The organism is Arcanobacterium bovis, from assembly GCF_004331995.1.
Lineage (GTDB): Bacteria > Actinomycetota > Actinomycetes > Actinomycetales > Actinomycetaceae > Arcanobacterium_A > Arcanobacterium_A bovis.
Window position 1 is genome coordinate 196,422 of sequence record NZ_SJDT01000003.1, and the last position, 15,312, is coordinate 211,733.

13 protein-coding genes are annotated in these 15,312 nt (G+C 53.0%); 7 read left to right on the forward strand and 6 right to left on the reverse strand.

Annotated elements, in window-relative coordinates; genetic code table 11:
- Positions 1-29: 29 nt before the first annotated feature.
- Together mobA and EZJ44_RS04680 are read left to right on the forward strand one after the other, a co-directional pair.
- Complete coding sequence (gene mobA / locus EZJ44_RS04675) at positions 30-746, forward strand: molybdenum cofactor guanylyltransferase (protein ID WP_131280715.1); 717 nt, start codon at positions 30-32, stop codon at positions 744-746.
- Positions 747-1,513: 767 nt separating this feature from the next.
- A complete protein-coding gene (locus EZJ44_RS04680) occupies positions 1,514-3,124 on the forward strand; it encodes a DEAD/DEAH box helicase (RefSeq protein ID WP_131280717.1) in 1,611 nt (536 codons plus the stop codon).
- 77 nt (positions 3,125-3,201) lie between these two features.
- Here EZJ44_RS04680 and EZJ44_RS04685 read toward each other — a convergent pair whose 3' ends face one another.
- Together EZJ44_RS04685 and EZJ44_RS04690 are read right to left on the reverse strand one after the other, a co-directional pair.
- Positions 3,202-3,816: a MarC family protein gene (locus EZJ44_RS04685; RefSeq protein WP_131280719.1), complete on the reverse strand. Its 615-nt coding sequence runs from the start codon at positions 3,814-3,816 to the stop codon at positions 3,202-3,204.
- A complete protein-coding gene (locus tag EZJ44_RS04690; protein WP_131280722.1) occupies positions 3,813-4,655 on the reverse strand; it encodes a PHP domain-containing protein in 843 nt (280 codons plus the stop codon). Before EZJ44_RS04690 ends, EZJ44_RS04685 begins: the two co-directional genes overlap by 4 nt.
- A gap of 120 nt (positions 4,656-4,775) precedes the next feature.
- Between EZJ44_RS04690 and EZJ44_RS04695 the strand changes: the two genes are divergently transcribed.
- From EZJ44_RS04695 to EZJ44_RS04705, 3 genes are all read left to right on the forward strand, one after another.
- Positions 4,776-6,344, forward strand: a complete 1,569-nt coding sequence (locus EZJ44_RS04695; protein WP_131280724.1) for an aminopeptidase P family protein — start codon at positions 4,776-4,778, stop codon at positions 6,342-6,344.
- Between the two features lie 120 nt (positions 6,345-6,464).
- A complete protein-coding gene (locus EZJ44_RS04700; RefSeq protein WP_131280726.1) occupies positions 6,465-7,853 on the forward strand; it encodes a magnesium transporter MgtE N-terminal domain-containing protein in 1,389 nt (462 codons plus the stop codon).
- A 2-nt stretch (positions 7,854-7,855) separates the two neighbouring features.
- Positions 7,856-8,431, forward strand: coding sequence for a DUF1003 domain-containing protein (locus EZJ44_RS04705; RefSeq protein ID WP_131280728.1), 576 nt, complete (start codon positions 7,856-7,858; stop codon positions 8,429-8,431).
- Positions 8,432-8,535: 104 nt separating this feature from the next.
- Here the strand turns inward: EZJ44_RS04705 and EZJ44_RS04710 are convergent, their stop codons facing one another.
- The 3 genes from EZJ44_RS04710 to EZJ44_RS04720 are packed head-to-tail and all read right to left on the reverse strand — an operon-like array spanning position 8,536 to position 11,464.
- Entirely contained in the window at positions 8,536-9,015 is a 480-nt protein-coding gene (locus EZJ44_RS04710; protein ID WP_131280730.1) for a PTS sugar transporter subunit IIA, read from the reverse strand.
- Positions 9,015-10,610, reverse strand: coding sequence for an N-acetylglucosamine-specific PTS transporter subunit IIBC (gene nagE, locus EZJ44_RS04715; RefSeq protein WP_206661844.1), 1,596 nt, complete (start codon positions 10,608-10,610; stop codon positions 9,015-9,017). The genes EZJ44_RS04710 and nagE overlap by 1 nt, the downstream gene beginning before the upstream one ends.
- Positions 10,607-11,464 carry a PRD domain-containing protein gene (locus EZJ44_RS04720; RefSeq protein WP_131280735.1) on the reverse strand — a complete coding sequence of 286 codons (858 nt, stop codon included), beginning with the start codon at positions 11,462-11,464 and terminating at the stop codon, positions 10,607-10,609. Before EZJ44_RS04720 ends, nagE begins: the two co-directional genes overlap by 4 nt.
- A gap of 189 nt (positions 11,465-11,653) precedes the next feature.
- Here EZJ44_RS04720 and EZJ44_RS04725 point away from each other — a divergent pair, with 189 nt between their 5' ends.
- Together EZJ44_RS04725 and EZJ44_RS04730 are read left to right on the forward strand one after the other, a co-directional pair.
- A complete protein-coding gene (locus tag EZJ44_RS04725) occupies positions 11,654-12,781 on the forward strand; it encodes an Mrp/NBP35 family ATP-binding protein (protein WP_131280739.1) in 1,128 nt (375 codons plus the stop codon).
- A gap of 53 nt (positions 12,782-12,834) precedes the next feature.
- The gene (locus EZJ44_RS04730) at positions 12,835-13,464 is read left to right on the forward strand and encodes an O-methyltransferase (RefSeq protein WP_131280742.1); all 630 of its coding nucleotides are present in this window, start codon (positions 12,835-12,837) and stop codon (positions 13,462-13,464) included.
- 196 nt (positions 13,465-13,660) lie between these two features.
- On the opposite strand, the gene EZJ44_RS04735 is transcribed toward EZJ44_RS04730, so the two are convergent.
- Positions 13,661-15,169 carry a hypothetical protein gene (locus tag EZJ44_RS04735; protein WP_131280744.1) on the reverse strand — a complete coding sequence of 503 codons (1,509 nt, stop codon included), beginning with the start codon at positions 15,167-15,169 and terminating at the stop codon, positions 13,661-13,663.
- Between the last annotated feature and the right edge of the window lie 143 nt (positions 15,170-15,312).

Genomic DNA, 15,312 nt, shown 5'->3' on the forward strand with positions numbered 1-15,312 from the left:
ATATCATTTCCGGCACACTTAGCAAGCTCATGGTTACGCCCAGTGAGTGCATTAGCATCGTCAAAGGAACAATTGTTTTAGCTGGTGGAACTGCACGTCGCCTCGGTGGCGTGTCAAAGCCAGACTATCCGATCGCAGGAACGCGACTTCTTGACATCCTCTTTGACGAGCTCAAACGCGCCGGATATAACGGGATTATAAGTGTGGTCGGTCCCCCTGAGCTTAGCGTTCCGCCCAATGCAATCCTCACCTTGGAAGATCCACCTTTTGGTGGCCCCCTAGCAGGTATCGCCGCAGGTGTTCATTCCCTTTCGAGCCTTTCAGACGACGACGCCGTGTTCCTCACTACGTGCGACGCTCCCCTATCGCCTCGGTTACTACCCGATTTAACGGCCGTTTTACATCAAAGTAGTGATCAAAGTTTCGTTTGCGACGGCGTCGTCCCCGCAAGTAACGAGAGCAGTGCGTCTACGTACCACGGTGCATTACGAACGAACGCCGTCATCGTCCCCGCAAGTAAGGACGACAGCGTGACACCGAACCGCTACGGCGTTAACGCGCTTCAATATACACACGGCTTGTATAAAATGGGCGCACTGCGCCGTCTTCCCTTTCAAAGAAACGGCTCAATAAGGTGGGGATTTGCAAGTTTGCACCTCGAAACGATACTCGATACACGCAATGATTGCTTCGACGTCGACACACCTGAAAGCGCTGCACAACTCGCGCAGCGTCTCTCAAGCTAAGCAAGGCCTCTTTCCAGCTAAACAAGAGCGTTTTCCCGCTAACCAGTAGCGTTTTTCTTGGTTAACCAGTAGCGCTCTCCCGTCAACCAAGTTCGGCTACAACCGCGTTAGCCCTTCAGGTTACCGCGCACCCCACTGTGAGTTAGGACTATTTTCCCAGCATTTCGCGCCTTTTTCTCGCATGCACAGCAATACCGGCGTAGACTTTCACCTGTAAACAATTGAATAGAGGAGGTGAATGAGGAATGGCAATTTTGAAGAATTTCTTCAAGCGCAATGAGTCTGCCACCAGCGGTTATGTTTACGAAGCGAAAGCTCGTGAGCTCGAACTGATGTCGGAATTCCTAAACATCTGATAGATGAGGACGATCCTCATGAAGACGCGGACAAAGATGTCCGCTTTTTACTTTTTATGAGGGCAAGCAGCCTAAAAGGTCAAGCATCACAAGCTTCAAAAAGGACGATTGCCAATCAGACTGTTCATTCTTGGTGATGTTTTGGCAACTAGTCGATATATATCGAGATGTTGTCAAATACGCACCAAAATTCGCAACCTCGTCCATTCACGTTATCACCCGGAAACCGCACGATAACGTGACTTCGGATATACTCTGCTCCTAAATAACCCAGCTTCGACACCACATTACTGTAGAGTGGCAGTGTTAGCGGTTGCCCGGTCGTCTCGGTGAAGCTGAAAGAAATTCGCGATCGGCTGCCAAAGTTGGCGCAATATTTCACTGCGCGCCACCAGACGAAAGCACAATTGAATGACTAATACTTCTGGCATCGTTGATGCCTCAAATGCCTCTGCTCCGAAGATTTCGCAGGTAAAAGCTGATATTGAAGGCTCTGCTGAGGAACTCAATCTCACGCAACGCACTTTTGCTGATTTTGGCGTATCAGAGTCCATCGTCAAGGCCCTGTCAGAGCGTGGTATCACGCACCCATTCCCGATCCAGGCGCTCACCCTACCAGTTGCGCTCAAACGCGCCGATATTATCGGCCAAGCCAAAACTGGCACCGGAAAAACGCTTGGCTTTGGCCTGCCCGTGTTAGAAAACAGCATTGGCCCAGGTGAGCCAGGGTGGGAGGACGTCGAACACCAGGGTTCCCCGCAGGGACTGATCGTGGTTCCCACGCGCGAGCTCGCCAAACAGGTTGCCAACGATATGCGTAATGCCGCTGCTTATCGTAGCGTTCGCATCGTTGAAGTTTACGGCGGACGCGCCTACGAGCCACAAGTCGAAGCGCTGAAAAAGGGCGCTGAAATCGTGGTTGGTACACCAGGACGGCTCATTGACCTGAAGAAGAATCGCACCCTCGACCTTTCCGCCGTGCGCACAGTTGTGCTCGACGAAGCGGACGAAATGCTCGATCTCGGCTTCCTCGAAGATGTAGAGACGCTGCTTAGCGCCACGCCTGCCAACCGCCACACAATGCTTTTCTCAGCAACGATGCCCGGCCCTGTAGTTGCTATGGCACGCCGGTACATGTCAAAACCTACGCATATTCGCGCGCAAGAACCTGACGATGATTCGAGCACTGTTCAAAGCGTTACACAGGTGATTTACCGTTGCCATACGATGAATAAATCGGAAGTTGTGGCACGCATTTTGCAAGCGCGTGGACGCGGTTTGACCATCATTTTCACGCGCACGAAGCGCACAGCCGCCCAGCTCTCTGATGAACTCAAGGATCGTGGCTTTGCAGCAGGTGCAATCCACGGCGATCTCGGCCAAGGCGCTCGTGAGCAGGCTATGCGCGCATTTAGAAATGGCAAAATCGATGTTCTCGTGGCCACAGATGTAGCGGCCCGCGGCATCGACGTCGATAACGTAACCCACGTGATTAACTATCAGTGTCCTGAGGACGAGAAAACCTATCTCCACCGCATCGGACGTACTGGACGCGCAGGTCAATCAGGTACTGCGGTCACCTTCGTCGACTGGGAAGATACACCACGCTGGTCGGTTATCAACCATGCTTTGAATCTCAATTTCCCAGAGCCAGTGGAAACCTACCATACCTCCGAGCATCTCTTTGCGGATCTCGATATTCCAGAAGGCGTGAACGGACGCCTACCCAAGGCTGAGCGCACCCGCGCTGGACTCGACGCCGAAGAGATCGAAGATCTTGGCGAGACTGGTAAGCGTCATTCCCGCTCCAATTCACGCTCCCGCGCTGGTGGACGTGATGATCGGACGCGCGGCGGACGGCAGCGCGGCAATCGTAGCGAGAGCGGCCGCGGTGGGCGTCAAGGTCGCGGCAGGAATGACGACGGCGGTCGCGAAGGCAACAATGCACAGCAGTCCGATTCGCGGCCTCGTGCTCCCCGCCAGCGTCGACGCATCAAGAAAGACGCTGCGCCACAAAACTGATTTTGCTACTGGCAGCCACAGAACTGATTTTGTTGCAAATCAGGAATTGGCTGTGCATCACAGAGTGTGCACGGTTATCACAAACCGTGCACAACAGTCACTACACCCGCAATAATCAGCTGGGTTGCGATGGCTGCCAGGAGCATACCAGATAGACGCGTAAGAAGCATAACACCGGACTTGCCCATAACCCGCATAATCGGCGTTGCAAAACGCATGGTTACAAAGGAAAGGGCAAGGACGGACACTAGCCCCAAGCTCACTGCAAGAATCGAAGAAAACGACTTCCCGGCGTCGTCCACCAAAATCATGAACGCAACGATACTTCCTGGTCCGGCCAGAAGCGGCGTACCGAGCGGCACTACAGCGGCATTGATACTTCCTGATTCGCGACCAGGATCCTCTTCTTCGCCCGTGAGCAGTTGCAATGCCACAAGCAAAAGCAGCAGTCCACCAGAAATCTGTAAAGCTTGAGTGGTAATGCCGAGCGCACCAAACACTTGGAAACCGAAAAATCCGAATATCAGCAAGATGCTCAATGCAATCGAGTTTGAAACAAACGCAGCTTTTCGCCGATCCTTTTCAGAGATACGCGAGGTGAGCGACATAAATACCGGCAAATTTCCGAATGGATCAATAATCACGAATAGTGTGGCAAAAGCCGAGCCATACAATGCAAAATCAAAGCTCACGGATACAATACCTCCAAATACGTTCCCTCGATAGCTGCTGCGAATACTGCGGCGGCGGTGAGTCCCTCACCTAGAGTATTAGGTTTCCCAGCGCCGTGATAGTCACTTGCCCCAAAACGTGCTAGACCTAATCTTTTTGCGAGTTCGATAAGCTCTGGACGCTGTGCGGGCGGATTGTCGCGATGGTCAATTTCGATCCCAAATAATCCTGCCTGCGCAAATTCTTCGATAGCGGCATCACTCAAGCTAAAACCACGTTTTACTGCTTTCGGATGCGCCAGAATCGCCTTTCCCCCAGCGTTGTTTATCATGGCAATCGCCTCGACGGTTGTAGGTGCGATTTGGGGCACGTAGTAGGGCGACGACGTGTGCAGTATTTGCGCAAATGCCTCATTTCGATCCTTAACCACACCTTGAGCTACCAAGGCATCGGCGATGTGCGGACGTCCAATCGAGGTGCTATTTCCTGCCGCTTCGAGCACGTTGTGCCAGCTTATCGGGAAATCAACGGATAAGCGCTCCACGATCAGCTGCGCGCGGCGCTGGCGAGAGCCTTTCATTGTATTTATATGCAGTTGAATTTTGGGATCTGCGGGGTTGAAGAGGACACCCAAAACATGCACGTCGTGCCCGTCGTACGACGACGAAATCTCCATCCCACGTACGAGAGAGACGCCGGTTTTATTCACCGATTTTGCAGCCTCATCCCATCCCATGATGGTGTCGTGATCCGCTATGCCCACCACGTCTAACTGTGCTTGTGCCGCTTTGAGCATCAGTTCATGCGGAGAGTCGGTGCCATCAGAGAATTTTGTATGAGTATGCAGATCGATTCGCATAATTATAGCTTAACCCCGCGTACTCCTTTTTGTAGCAACGGCATCATTTGCGGGTAACAGACATTTCACCGTTCGAGAGCGAGTGTGCATTTCTCGCTCATTCAGTGGAATAATAAAGGCATGATGAGCGAAAACGTACATGAGAACGCAAACGAAACTCCAAACCTAAGCGATAAGCTCGACAAAGAGATTGAAGAACGAGCTCATAACCGAACTCAGCGACCCAGCGGAAGTGCATTTCGTGAGTTCATTGGTGAGGATTGGGGTGAACGACCAACCGGCCCAACGCGCGCAGAAGTTGCAGATTATACCCCAGCTCGTCGTGCTGCCCTCGGCAGCCTGTTTCCAGGAGAACGCCTCGTCTTCCCTGCTGGCGACCTCAAAGTCCGGTCAAACGACACCGACTACCGCTTCCGTGCGCACTCCGCTTTCGCCCACCTCACTGGCTTGGGCGGTGAGGATGAACCCGCAGCAGTTCTGGTATTGAACCCTATCGATTCGCAACGCTCTAATGACGTTACAGACGCAGATACGCATGAAGCAACGCTCTACTTCCATCCACGCGCTTCGCGTTCTTCAGAGGAGTTCTATGCTGATTCTCGCCATGGCGAATTTTGGGTAGGTGCCCGGCTCAGCGCTGAGGAAATGCAAACCATGACAGGCATTGCCGTGAAGCACATCGACGCCTTGCGTGATGACCTTGCCAAAGATCTCGGTTCGGTACAAATTCGAGTAATTCCCAATTCCGATCCGCACATTGAAACACTCGTAGGAGAATTGCGAGCTCAAAACGGCATCAGCGAGAACACCGCTTCCGCTGACTTTGCACTTGCTGAAGCAGCGTCGGAACTCCGCCTCATCAAAGATGAGTGGGAAATCGAGGAGATGAAGAAAGCTGTTGCAGTTACCGCGCAGGGCTTCGAAGAGATTTTGCGCAATCTCCCGCGCGCTATTGGTCATTGGCGCGGTGAACGAGTGATTGAGGGCGCTTTTGGAGCCAAGGCTCGCGAAGAAGGAAACGGTCTTGGCTACGATACAATTGCTGCCTCGGGCAACCATGCCAATACCTTGCATTGGATCTCGAACGACGGATCCGTGCGCGAAGGCGATCTCGTCTTGGTAGACGCCGGAGCCGAAGTCGATTCTCTCTACACGGCAGATATCACCCGCACTTTGCCAGTGAATGGAAAGTTCTCCCCTGCTCAGCGCGAAGTGTATGAAGCAGTTCTTGAGGCTTGCGAATACGCACTCGAAACGGCGTCGAAACCCGGAGTGCGCTTCCGCGACGTACACGCAGCTGCCATGGAAGTTATTGCCAAGCACCTCGATAACTGGGGAATGTTGCCGGTGAGCGCCGAAGATTCCCTCAAACCTGAAGGACAATATCATCGGCGCTGGATGCCGCATGGCACCTCGCATCACCTTGGCCTCGACGTCCACGACTGTGCTCAAGCCAAACGCGAGCTCTACCAAGACGCCGTGCTCGAACCTGGCATGATCTTCACTATTGAGCCTGGCCTGTACTTCCGTGCTGACGATCTCAAAGTACCCGAACGCTTCCGCGGGATTGGTGTGCGAATTGAAGACGACGTTGTTGTCACAAAGAACGGCGCAGTGCGCATTTCTGAAGACATTCCGCGTACAGTTGAAGATGTGGAAGCGTGGATTGCCCGCGTGCAAGAAAACTAGGGCACGAAGCGCGAACAAAACCAATGAATAAGCTCGCTTAATAGAGCGCTGTTGAACGCTGAGTTGCGTGCAAAACACCCAGCTCAAAGTCGAAAACTCTGTGATTTATGGAGGTGAACCATGAGCAAACATGCAACGAATTCTCGTATTTTCGTAGGCAGGTTGGCAGGAACCGACGTTTTCGATCCCATTGGGGATCGTGTGGGAAAAGTAAAAGACGTGGTCGTGGTTTTTCGACTTAAACACGAGCCGCTCGCGGTAGGTTTGGTTGTTGAAGTTGCCGCCAAGCGACGTGTTTTTGTGCCGTTAACTCGCGTTATGGCGATTGAAAACGGCCAGGTGATCACTACTGGCTTGGTCAATATTCGCCGTTTTTCACAACGCCCAGTAGAGACAATGGTGGTTGGCGAAATTCTCGACCGCGAAGTTGTCTTCAAGGACGGCTCAGGTGTGGCCCTCGTTGAAGACGTCGCTATCGAAATGACGCGATCGCGCGAATGGAGGCTCACGCAGCTGTACGTTCGTATGAAGCGAGGTTACAAAGACGCTGGCAACACCCTTATCGTGCCAATCAACGAAGTGACGGGTCTGGCTTCAAAGATTGCTAATCAAGCAGCTAATGCGCTCATCGCCCAGCTTGACGATCTCAAAGCACCCGACGTCGCGGACGTCTTGCGTGAGCTGCCCGACGACCGTGTGCTCGCCGTCGCCAATCAGCTTTCGGACGACCGCCTCGCTGACGTGCTCGAAGAACTTGGTGACGAAGATCGTGTGGCTATCGTTTCTGGTTTGGACGTCGATCGCGCCGCTGAGGTTTTGGAAATCATGCAGCCCGACGACGCCGCCGATCTCGTTGCAGATTTGCCCACTATGCAGGCGGAGATGCTGTTGAGCAAGATGGAACCTGATGAGGCCGACGACGTGCGGCGCTTGATGTCGTACGGCGAGCGTACCGCTGGTGGTCTTATGACGACCGAACCAATCGTGCTGCCGCCAGATGCAACGGTTGCCACTGCCCTAGCTCATGCCCGACGAGCTGATATTCCACCAGCTCTTGCCACCATGGTATTCGTGTGTAGACCACCGCTGGAAACGCCTACGGGTCGTTTCTTAGGGGTTGTGCATTTACAGCGTGCGCTGCGAGAACCGCCTTCAACAATGCTCGGTAGTATCGTGGATAACGACGTCGAGCCGCTCGAACCCACCGACGGAATTGGCACAGTGACCAGGCTACTCGCTACTTATAACTTGACGGCTATCCCCGTGCTCGACGAAGGCCAGCTTATCGGCGCGGTTTCCGTGGACGACGTGCTTGACCACTTGCTCCCTGAGCATTGGCGTGAGTACGACGAAACTCTGTTGGATCAGACGGTCAATGAGAACTACGACTCTGACACTGAAGAACTGGAAGAACGCGCTGCTGAAGCGGAAAATCGCGAGGCGCAATTACCACGCGAAGGCGAACCGTTGCCGGCAAGCACGGATGAGATGCGCGGAGAGGTGGGATAGCCATGCCACAGTCTTTCGATCAGCCACTGGATAAAGGTGCACGTCGTATTAAGAAATCGCGCTGGGATGGCGAAACCACCGGCCGGATTTCTGAACGTATTGCCAGATTTACAGGCACACCAACGTTCCTCATCTATCTCACGATTTTTGTGGTGGTATGGATTGGTTGGAACACTTATGCTCCTAAAGATTGGCAATTTGATTCGGCCGAGATAGGTTTTACGGCTCTCACCTTGATGCTTTCGCTTCAAGCGTCATACGCTGCGCCACTAATTCTGTTGGCACAAAATCGGCAAGATGATCGTGACCGCGTTACAGCGCAGCGAGATCGGCAAGTTGCAGCTCAGAACCTCGCTGATACCGAATATCTCACTCGCGAGATCGCTTCACTGCGCCTTGCAATTGGTGAAGTTGCAACTCGTGACTTTATCCGGTCTGAACTGCGCGATGTAATGGAAGACCGCAATTTTACTAATATCGAGTCTGAAATCGCACAGCGCGATGCTCGTATTGCTGAGCTTGAAGAACGCATAGCAAAACTGGAATCTGAGCAACTGGATAATACTCAGAACGATTAGTTTAACGGTATTTTTTCGGGGGTGTGGGCGCCACTCTTGTTGAGTGGCGCCCACACCCCCGAAGGTCTAGCACAGCACAAGTTCGTGCCGCGCTAAGTTAGCAGTTAGCACAGCTTGAATGAACAAACTGCTTCATTAGCTTGAGCGTGAACAGCCGAGACTTTCACGTCTTTTGTTTGCCCCCTCTTGGTGAGCACTACCGGCGTGATGAGGTTATAGCCGGCAGCTTTTACACGAGCTGCATCGACTTTAACAATTGGCTCACCCGCCTGCACCGATTGACCGGACTCGGCGAGCACATTAAAGCCCTCACCTTTCAGTTCAACCGTTTCAAGTCCGATGTGAACTAACACTTCAACGCCTTGATCGGTGCGCATTGCAAAAGCGTGCCCGGTTTTGAAAACTTTCACAATCTCGCCCGCAACCGGCGCGAGAACCGTAAGCTCATCGCCGTCGTCAGGCTGAACTGCGAAACCTTCACCCAGCATTTTTTGAGAAAATACCGGATCAGGTACCTGCGACACGTCCACCACATTGCCTGCAAATGGAGCGTGAAGTTCAGCTTTCTTGCTCAAACCAAACATTAATTTTCCTGCTCTCCTTGTAAAGCAACTGATTCGCCTTGAAGTTGGCGCGCAACTTCGTCATACACAAACTGTACCTGCGGACCAATAATAACCTGCACAGATTTCTGCGATGGACGAATCACACCTGCAACACCAGCTGCTTTAATATCGTTCTCCTTAACGAGAAGGTGATCCTTGACCGACACACGCAGACGAGTTGCACAGTAATCGACAAGATCGATATTGGCGTGCCCACCAAGACCAGCGATAACCTGGGACGCAACACTTGAATAGGTACGATCTTCAGCAAGGCTTGCACCGGCATCGGAATCATCGCCACGGCCAGGAGTCTTGAGGTTGAACTTGCCAATGGCGAAGTAGAACACACCAAGGTAGATGACGAAGTAAACAACACCGAGCAAGAGAAGCATCCACCACTTGTTAGCCAATGGGTTTTGCGAGGAGAGGAACATATCCACAAATCCAGCCGAGAAGCCGAAGCCTGCCGTCCAGTGGAAGAAAGCAGCCACAGCCAGGGAAATACCTGTCAAGATAGCGTGGATCAAGTAGAGCGCTGGAGCAACGAAGAGGAAGGAGAATTCTACGGGTTCAGTCACACCTGTGAAGAATGCAGCAAGAGCAGCTGCAAGCATAAGCGATCCAACCACCTTGCGCTTAGCTTTATCTGCACGCAAGTAGATCGCAAGCGCAGCCCCAGGCATACCAAACATCATCACTGGGAAGAATCCAGCTTGGTACTTACCAATTTCACCAACCACAGTACATGTAGTGCCATTCCAGACTCCTACACCAGGGCAGGTTGCAGCGGAAGTAGCAGCAGCAGCGGACTTGATGGTTTCGCCACCCTTGAGGAAGTTACCAATATCGTTGATGCCCACAACGTCGAACCAGAAGATCGAGTTCAGAGCGTGATGCAGACCAGTTGGGAGAAGCAGGCGGTTTACCAAACCGTAAATACCAGCACCAACAGCGCCCAGACCCTGAATCGACTGACCGAACTGGAAGAGAACATTGTATACGAATGGCCAAACGAGGTAGAGAACGCCTGCTAGAACGATCGACAGGCCCATCGTCACGATTGGAACAAGGCGACGGCCCGCAAAGAATGCCAAGAAGTCTGGAAGTTTGGTTTGGTGGAAGCGGTTATAGCACCATGCTGCCAAAATACCAACGAGGATACCGATCAGTACGTTCTTTTCGTTGACCGCCTCCCAGCCTTGGGATGCCCATTCAAGCGCTGCATCGCCCTTGAGCGCTTTGTAATCTGCAATACCACGGTAGCTCGCGATAGCCGCTGGAGCTAGTAGCAACTTAACCGCTGTAAAGCCCAAGAAGCCGGAGAGAGCAGCAGCACCGTTGCTGTCTCGCGACAGACCAAAAGCCAACGCGATTGCGAATACATAGCCGAGATTATCGAGTACAGCGAGTCCCGATTTAATGAGAATAGCCGCAGTGACGCTGTTTGCTCCCCAACCGGTTGGATCAATCCAGTAACCGATTCCCATGAGGATGGCTGCTACCGGCATCACTGCCACAGCACCCATAATTGCACGTCCGAACCTTTGTAAGGCTCCTACGATTGTGTCTTTCACTGACTTTCCTTCTGTTTGAATGGATGGATGACGCCGTCGCTCTGTCGCCATGCATGCAAGGTGACCGACAAGAACGCGACTTCCCCAAGCGCGAGCAGTGGAACGGCGTCCACCTGGAGAAGCTGAGCAATAATTCGCTGAGCTACGTCGAATTCTTGTGGTAAATCCCGAGAAATAGCACGCAGTGCATCATTCTTGCGGAACATTCCGCTCTCGATCCGCCGCATCGTTGCGAGAATAGATGCACTCACCTCCTCGGGCACCTCACGCACAATGCCAAGCGACTGACCGGCGTCGTTGATAATTGTCGCAAGCCGATTTGCCTGCTCTAAAGGCTGCTTCACGGTAACGCCGCTGCGCGCAGCGTTAAGGTGAAGTGCGATAAAAGCAGCTTCGTCGGCGGGAAGAATAATTCCCGAATGCGTATTTATGTAGGTGAGCACGGCTTCGGCTGCTGCGAATTCTTCCGGGAAAACGGCACGAATTTCAGTCATCAAGTTATTGCGGATAACTTGCCCGTCGTGCAGGCGCTGCATTGCGAAAATCAGATGGTCTGAAAGCAAGAGATACACGGAGGGATGCAACTCCCCCAAAATATCAGCTGCGAGTTCAATACCACCCGAAATGGCATCAAGCGCTTGCTCAGGCAAGTTTTGCGCTTGCTTGAGGAACTGAATGCGTTGTGCGCTCACTTCTACATAGTGGCGGTGTGCTTCACCATGCTCTATAGAATCCCCAGGACGGCGCCCAAAACCGATGCCCCTGCCCACAATGATGTGTTCAGAGTCATTATTACGCACGAGTACAGCGTTATTGTTGAACACTCGCACTATGTGATGGGCTTGGTCATCCACGGAGGCTCCTCATTGAGCGGGCACGAAAGTAAGCCTTACGCGCCCTTCCGGTAATGCCTGCATTATCAGTAACACCCGATGGGGTAAAGTCGAGAATAATCCTATGCTCAAGTAGTACCGAAAGCAACTATTCTCACGCATTAGTCTTAGAAATATTGTTTCGCATACTTCAACGCTAAAATGGGGAGCATGACATTACCAAGCGTTGAGAATATTACTGCTGAGCTAGCAAAAGTTATCGATCCTGAAATTCGCCGTCCTATTACTGAACTGGGCATGGTGCGTTCTGTTGAAGTGCACGATACCGGCAAAGTTACGGTGCATATTGATCTGACTACCGCTGGATGTCCTTTGCGCGACACAATCGCCGCAGATGTGAAGAAGGTTTTGGGTGAGCTTGACGGTGTGATCGGCACGAACGTCGTCATGGGCGTCATGGACGAAGAACAGAAAGCAAAACTGCGCGAAACGCTGCGCGGCGGGGCTCCCGAACGGGTAATCCCCTTTGCTCAGCCTGGCAACTTGACGCGCGTATACGCTATTTCTTCTGGTAAAGGCGGCGTGGGCAAGTCATCGATGACTGTTAACCTCGCAACCGCAATGGCGGCATCAGGGCTCAAAGTGGGAATCGTGGATGCCGATATTTATGGTTTCTCGATTCCACAGATGATGGGCGTAACCACTCCTCCACAGGTGATCGACAAAATGATTATCCCGCCAGTGGCACACGGCGTGAAGGTAATCTCGATTGGCATGTTTTTGCAGGACAACTCGCCGGTAGTGTGGCGCGGGCCTATGCTCCACCGCGCGCTCGAGCAGTTCTTCGGAGACGTCTTCTGGGGCGATCTAGACGCCCTGCTCATTGACCTTCCACCAGGCACAGGCGATATTGCAATCTCGGTTGCCCAGCTCATTCCAGGTGCAGAAATCGTTGTTGTTACCACGCCACAGTCTGCTGCCGCGGAAGTCGCTGAGCGCGCAGGCGTGATGGCAAGCCAAACCGAGCAACGCGTGGTGGGCGTGATCGAGAATATGTCTTACCTCGCGATGCCAGACGGTAGCCGGATGGAGATTTTCGGTGCAGGTGGTGGCGACGCCGTCGCACAGCAGCTCACGAATACGCTGGGTTACGACGTGCCCGTTATTGCTACGGTTCCCTTGGAACAGCCTTTGCGTGAAGGTGGCGACGCCGGCGTGCCACTGGCGATTCAAGAAGGCGAGTCAACGGCGCAAACTGCTATTCGAGAAGCTGCTGCTTCGTTGGCGAAGCGCGCACGTGGACTTTCCGGACGCTCCCTCGGAGTTTCCCCCGCGTAATCGTGCAAACCGGTATGATTACTGGCGGGCACGATCACTCTTGGAGATGAATAATGACGCATGATAAAGCCTCCTCGTGGGCATACGCCGAGGATATCGCGGTTGAACCAGAGCTCATGGCACAGGCACGACTCGAAGCAGCCGAGCTTGGAATAACGTCCCTTTCCCCAGCTACAGGGCAGTTTCTCGCCACCTTGGCAAGAATGCCGCAGGTGAGCACGATAGCTGAGGTGGGCACTGGTACCGGCTTGTGCGGTCTATATATGCTTTGCGCTAGCGCAGATGCGGTTTTGACTACGATCGATATTGAGTCTGAGGCACAGAATTACGCGCGCGATTTCTTCACCAAAGCGGGACTTCGCACCTCACGCTATCGGATTATCAATGGTCGCAGCGTGGATCTATTACCGCGCTTGGCACAAGAATCCTACGATTTGGTTCTTCTCGACGGCGACCCACTCGAAGCAGAAGGTGACTTCCACGAAGCTGTGCGTATGTTGCGCAAAGGCGGCATGATCGTGATTGCACATGCTCTCAACAACGACCGGGTAGCTGATCCGGCGCGCCGTGATGAAACCACGGTAGCTTTGCGCAATCTGGGGCATATCGCTATGGAATCAGAGGAAATTTCGTGTTCCTTGCTGCCACTAGGTGACGGCTTGCTCTTCGGAGTGAAGAATTAGGAGATTAAAGCCAACCTAGAGGTGTATGGAATACGTGGGCAGTTGCGATCAGATGTGGCTCATGAGCTGCATCTGTTGGCAAAGTAACGGCTCCGGTGGGAGTAGGGGTTCAAGTCCCCCTCTGTACATGAATCCATAAGGAATCCCCTGTGTCTGAAGTTAAGCACAGGGGAGATTCCTTGAGAAGGTTAAAGAATTATTGATCAAAAGTATCGAGCAGTTCGCTCGCTAACTTTATGTCAGTTTTCTTCAACCACTTGCACAGCTTCACCAGCAGCTTCACAGTTTTCTTCAACCACTTGCACAGCTTCACCAGCAGGGAGAAGAACAAAACCACTAATACATCATAAATAAGTGGCGAGTAGACATCTTCCACACCGAAGGTGGTGATGGGGTAGGCCTTGGCGGTTTGGGCAGGCAGGTTCGTGTCGAGGGTGATCACGTACTGTACCCATTGTCCTGGGAACACCATCGTGGAGTTGATTGAGGTTTGGTTACCGTCTTGCTTGGTCGAGCCCACGATGTCCTTGTGTGGGTCAGGGTTCCAAACATAGACCGGTGGCTCATTGGTCGGCACCGTTTTGTCGTTGTATTTCTCCCAACCCTTGTTGGTGAGCTGTACCGTTTGACCGTTGGTGTCGGTTTCTGGGGTGACGGGCTTAAACGCACCGGCAATGTAGAGTTTCATCACCGCTGGCTGAGACAAGCCCGCAGTGGTGGCCAAAAACTCTGGTTTCGCGGTCGCAATCGTGGTCGTACCATTGAGAGTGATGGTGAACTGGCTAGTGACGTCCACCCCGTCACGGTAGACGCGCGCTACCCCGGTATTGGTGAAGTCCACGTATTTCGCAGCTCCTGACCAGTCATCGGCAATCTGGTAGTCCGTGAGTGGGGCGGTGATGCCGTTTGGGATAGAGCCGGTGACGACGGAGCCTACCTTATCGCCGTGGAGGAAGAGTTTTTGGTCTGCTCCCACAGCGTTAGTTTTGTTAGGGTCCGAGGTAACCAGAGCACCATTAGAGTCGAGTACCCATGCCTTGTTCGGGTTCGGGTCAGGCAACGGCGCGCCCCCGGGTTCTTTATCGTTGCGGGCGATACATACTGCTGAGAGAGTGCCTGAGCCCATCGCGTCGATCTTGGACTGACCAAGAGCACGCAGCTCGTTGGTGGTATCTAGGGTGTCGCTATTCCCCATAAAGTAGCTGTTCCAGCTACCCATAATCGTGTTCCAGGACAAATTGTATTGGGTGATGCCATCATCGTTGGCTCGGGCATAGCCGCCACCAAACAGCGTGGGTGCTGAGGCGAGGGTGTAGTCATACATACCCAGGTAGACGACGCGCGCCTTAGTCGCGGGAATAGGGTCGTTCGCGCCACGAGCAATAGCTTCGTTAATCGCATTAGTACATGCTTCTTGGTAGTAGCCAGGCGCGCTGGTGCCAAACGAGGACTTACCGGAGTTGGCGAGCACCTTGGTAGCGAAGTAGTCAATCGAGGTTTGACCCCAACCTTGGGTAGGAGCAACGTTTGGAAAGAACTGATCTTCTGCGTACCATACAAAAGATTGGTCTGCGCCGTAACGGCTGATGGCTCCGCCTCCGGCGGTGCCTGCCCCATTGCCTGCGAAGGCGAGAGGGCTCGTGAGAAGGGTTGCGCTGCATAGCGCTGCGAGAGTGCCGATAATTCGGCTCTTCTTGGGTTTCATAATTTTATCCCTTTGCGAGAAAGCGGTATCCACGTTGTGTGGACACCCGTTTAGTGTGCGTTACTGCCTAGAAAGTTTTTGGGCTACTGACCAAGCAGCAATTGAGCCTTTACCCAATCGTCCTTTTTAGTGTGCGGATCATC